The 3,494-nt window shown below is 43.2% G+C and carries 3 protein-coding genes; 2 read left to right on the plus strand and 1 reads right to left on the minus strand.

Annotated elements, in window-relative coordinates:
- The first annotated feature begins 133 nt into the window (after positions 1-133).
- Together LLG96_06970 and LLG96_06975 are read left to right on the plus strand one after the other, a co-directional pair.
- Positions 134-643 carry a GTP-binding protein gene (locus tag LLG96_06970; GenBank protein MCE5249946.1) on the plus strand — a complete coding sequence of 170 codons (510 nt, stop codon included), beginning with the start codon at positions 134-136 and terminating at the stop codon, positions 641-643.
- Between the two features lie 271 nt (positions 644-914).
- Positions 915-2,453, plus strand: a complete 1,539-nt coding sequence (locus LLG96_06975; protein MCE5249947.1) for a PAS domain S-box protein — start codon at positions 915-917, stop codon at positions 2,451-2,453.
- A 61-nt stretch (positions 2,454-2,514) separates the two neighbouring features.
- Here LLG96_06975 and LLG96_06980 read toward each other — a convergent pair whose 3' ends face one another.
- Positions 2,515-2,988, minus strand: a complete 474-nt coding sequence (locus LLG96_06980) for a peptidylprolyl isomerase (protein ID MCE5249948.1) — start codon at positions 2,986-2,988, stop codon at positions 2,515-2,517.
- Between the last annotated feature and the right edge of the window lie 506 nt (positions 2,989-3,494).

Raw genomic sequence — 3,494 nt, forward strand, 5'->3', positions numbered from 1 at the left:
GTAAAACACCCATTTTTCCTTGTAGGGTATAATCCATGAACCTTCGGATGAGATTTTCTCACGAGTTGTCCTTTTTTCTGAAATGTATTCCATCTTACCGAAATAGTAAAAACGTTTCTTATCGTAAATAAAGATGATGTCGGAAGACAAAAAATGTAAAATTGTGGTTTTCGGGGCTTTTGGTGCAGGAAAAACCACCTTGATAAAGACCCTTGACCCGGGGTCAAGCCATGTGGAGGCAAATTGTTCTGGTGGAACTACCACTATTGCACTCGATTACGGTCGTATACATGCAAATGGAATTCATATCCATATTTTTGGTACTCCAGGGCAGGAGCGATTTGAGTTTGCCCGAGAAATCATCGGGAGGGGGATGGACGGGGCAATCCTGCTTATCGATACAACATGTCCGGTTGATGATTTCATACGCCATCTCTACGATTCACTAGCTGCTGCAGGGATCCCGTTTGTTATGTTTTTAAACAAGTGTGAAAGTATCGGGGCGCAACCGGAATTGATCCAAAAAGAGTTCAGCACAGCCGTCACCGTACGGGTTTCAGCAATCGACAAAAAACAATCAATTGATGCACTGTGTGCATTTGCCCGGACCCTGCCTCCTCACCAGGACAGGCACAATCTATAATTCTGCATTATAAATATTCTTATTTTTGGTTCAATTACTGTCGGAGCGCTACTTTCCTGCTTACAATATTCCTTCATGAGTTTTATGGTTCAGAACATCGGCCTTATTCCCCGAATTCGCCCGATACTCTCTCAAAAGACAATGGATAATTAAAAAACCAGAGAATTGTAGTGCCCGCAGGATTCTCTTTATTATCATCGGGGCATGAATATTATAGTGCGACTATATTCGAGGCAAATCCATTGATAAAAACGAAACCATGGAGAACCTGATGATATCAGTTCTTTACGTTGATGATGAAGAAATGCTTCTCGATATCGGCAAGTTGTTCCTGGAGCAATCAGGGGATTGCACCGTTGATGTTGCCATTTCTGCCCGAATGGGTATAGAGCAGATTGATAAGAAAACGTATGATGCAATTGTCTCCGATTACCAGATGCCAGTGATGGACGGAATTCAGTTTCTTAAAAAAATCCGTACAACAAGTAACATTCCTTTTATCCTGTTTACCGGTAAAGGGCGAGAAGAGGTGGTTATAGATGCTATAAACAGCGGAGCAGATTTCTATTTACAGAAAGGTGGGGATCCGAAATCGCAGTTTGTAGAGCTCAAACACAAGATTGTTCAGGCGGTTAACCGAAGACGCACAGAAGAAGAACTAAAAAGGAGCGAGACAAAATACCGGCAGCTTGTTGATTTATTACCTCAGACCGTTTTTGAAATCAATCAAAATTACACCATAACTTCAATCAACCCAGTTGCACTGAAAACCTTCGGTTACACCAGTGAGGATCTGGAACGGGGAGTCAACGTGTTCGAGGTTTTTGTGGCCGAGGACAATCAGCGCATAAAGGAAAACATCCAGAAAATCTTTCAAGGGTTTCCAACTGGTGCAGTGGAATATACAGCAAAAAGAAAAGACGGTACAACATTTCCGGTAATAACTTATTCAGTACCAATTATTCATGAAAATATTCCCGTCGGCCTTCGTGGGGTTCTCGTCGATATCACCGAGCGCAAAGCGGCAGAGCAGGCAACTCTGCAGGCTCTCTCTTTATTAAAGGCTACTGTAGAGTCAACCGCTGACGGTCTACTGGTGATCAGTTGCGAAGGTAAAATCGTGAACTACAACCAGAAATTTGCCCAGATGTGGCATATCCCCCAAAGTATTCTCGATGCAGGAGATGATAGTGCGGCGATAAACCATGTGCTCAATCAGCTGAAAGAACCGAATGAATTTTTATCAAAGGTTCTTGACTTATACAATAAACCAGCGGAATTCAGTTTTGATGTTCTCATGTTCAAAGATGGACGCATTTTTGAACGATACTCACAACCGCAGATGCTCAAAGATGAGGTTGTGGGGAGGGTGTGGAGCTTCCGTGATGTTACTGATCGAAAACAGGCAGAAGATGCCCTGAAGCAAAGCGAGATCCGGTACCGTACCATCTTTGAGAATACCGGCACTGCTATGGTGATCATAGAAGAAGATACTACAATCGGGTTTGCTAATAATGAGTTCTTCAGGTTAACAGGATATTCTCAGGACGATATTGATAGCAGGAAATCCTGGACAGAATTCATTCACAGGGACGACCTCGACTATATGATTGAACAGCACCGCCTTCGACGTGAAAAAAACGATGAAGCTCTCAGGCAATACGAGTTCCGGCTCCTTACCAAATCAGGTGAGATCCGAACTATCCTGTTGACGATTGATATGTTTCCCGGGACGAGGAGGAGTATTGCGTCTTTAATTGATGTTTCCGGTCGCAAAAAAGCCGAAAAGAGGCACTCCGCGACAAGATGAAAAGTATCCTCTCATAGCTGAAAACTCCGATTTTCGTTATCTGGTGAGAAATTAGAAGACCTCAAGTCATCACGGCATGAATAATAGTGACATTTGATACAGGGCGGTCATTTGCACCAGTCTTCACTTTGGCAATTTTATCCACGACGTCCATACCTTCAACAACCTTGCCAAAGACCGGGTGTTTACTGTCCAGGAAGTTATTGTTGACGAGGTTGATGAAGAACTGGCTGCCCCCCGTATTAGGGCCGGCATTAGCCATCGATATCGTACCACGATCATTCCGGTTGTTCTTCGTAAACTCATCCCTAATTGTGTAGCCGGGCCCGCCCATGCCAGTGCCGGTTGGGTCGCCTCCCTGGATCATAAATCCGTTGATGACTCTGTGGAAGATTACGCCGTCATAATAACCTTTTTTTACGAGAGTTTCAAAGTTGCCCGCAGTGACGGGCATATCAGGAGCAAGTGCAATTGTGATATTGCCCAGATTTGTCTCAATCTTGACCAGTTTTTGTGTTCCTTCATATGGGGTCATAGTGACTGTCCCGGCCGATCGTACGGCCTGATTTGTCGCCGGGGCGGACTGTATACACCCTGTGCAGAGAATAAAACCTGCAATAAGAAGTCCTGACAGGATGCAGATTCGCGTTGGTGACATACCTAATCAAATTGGCAGTGGAAGAACATAAAAGATTGCGGGATTATTTTTTCTCCTGTTACCTTGTCATAAGTATGTATTATTTTAGGGTATATTCTCATTCAAGAGACTAAAATTCTTATGTTTGATGAAGAGACATACCCATACTAGGTACGCTCCTCGGGACTCGCCCCTGGCTCGTCCCCAAACTGCGATACTGCGGAATCAGTCAATAATCTCTGAATTCACATTTTAACAAATCAATGATTTCACCTTTTTAAAAAGTGTTCTGGTTATCTGATTTTTCACGTCGTATATTTTGAACAAGTTGGTGTTTAATTGACACTATGTCCTTATTTTTAATTATCTGTTTCTTGGCTCGGTAGAAATCATTGAAAATTGTT

The sequence above is a fragment of the bacterium genome (genome assembly GCA_021372535.1).
GTDB lineage: Bacteria > Latescibacterota > Latescibacteria > Latescibacterales > Latescibacteraceae > JAFGMP01.

Bases quoted from the DNA above. Each gene is read 5' to 3' on its own strand.
- LLG96_06970 (MCE5249946.1), top strand. From the start codon at position 134: ATGATGTCGGAAGACAAAAAATGTAAAATTGTGGTTTTCGGGGCTTTT.
- LLG96_06975 (MCE5249947.1), top strand. From the start codon at position 915: ATGATATCAGTTCTTTACGTTGATGATGAAGAAATGCTTCTCGATATC.
- LLG96_06980 (MCE5249948.1), bottom strand. From the start codon at position 2,988: ATGACCCCATATGAAGGAACACAAAAACTGGTCAAGATTGAGACAAAT.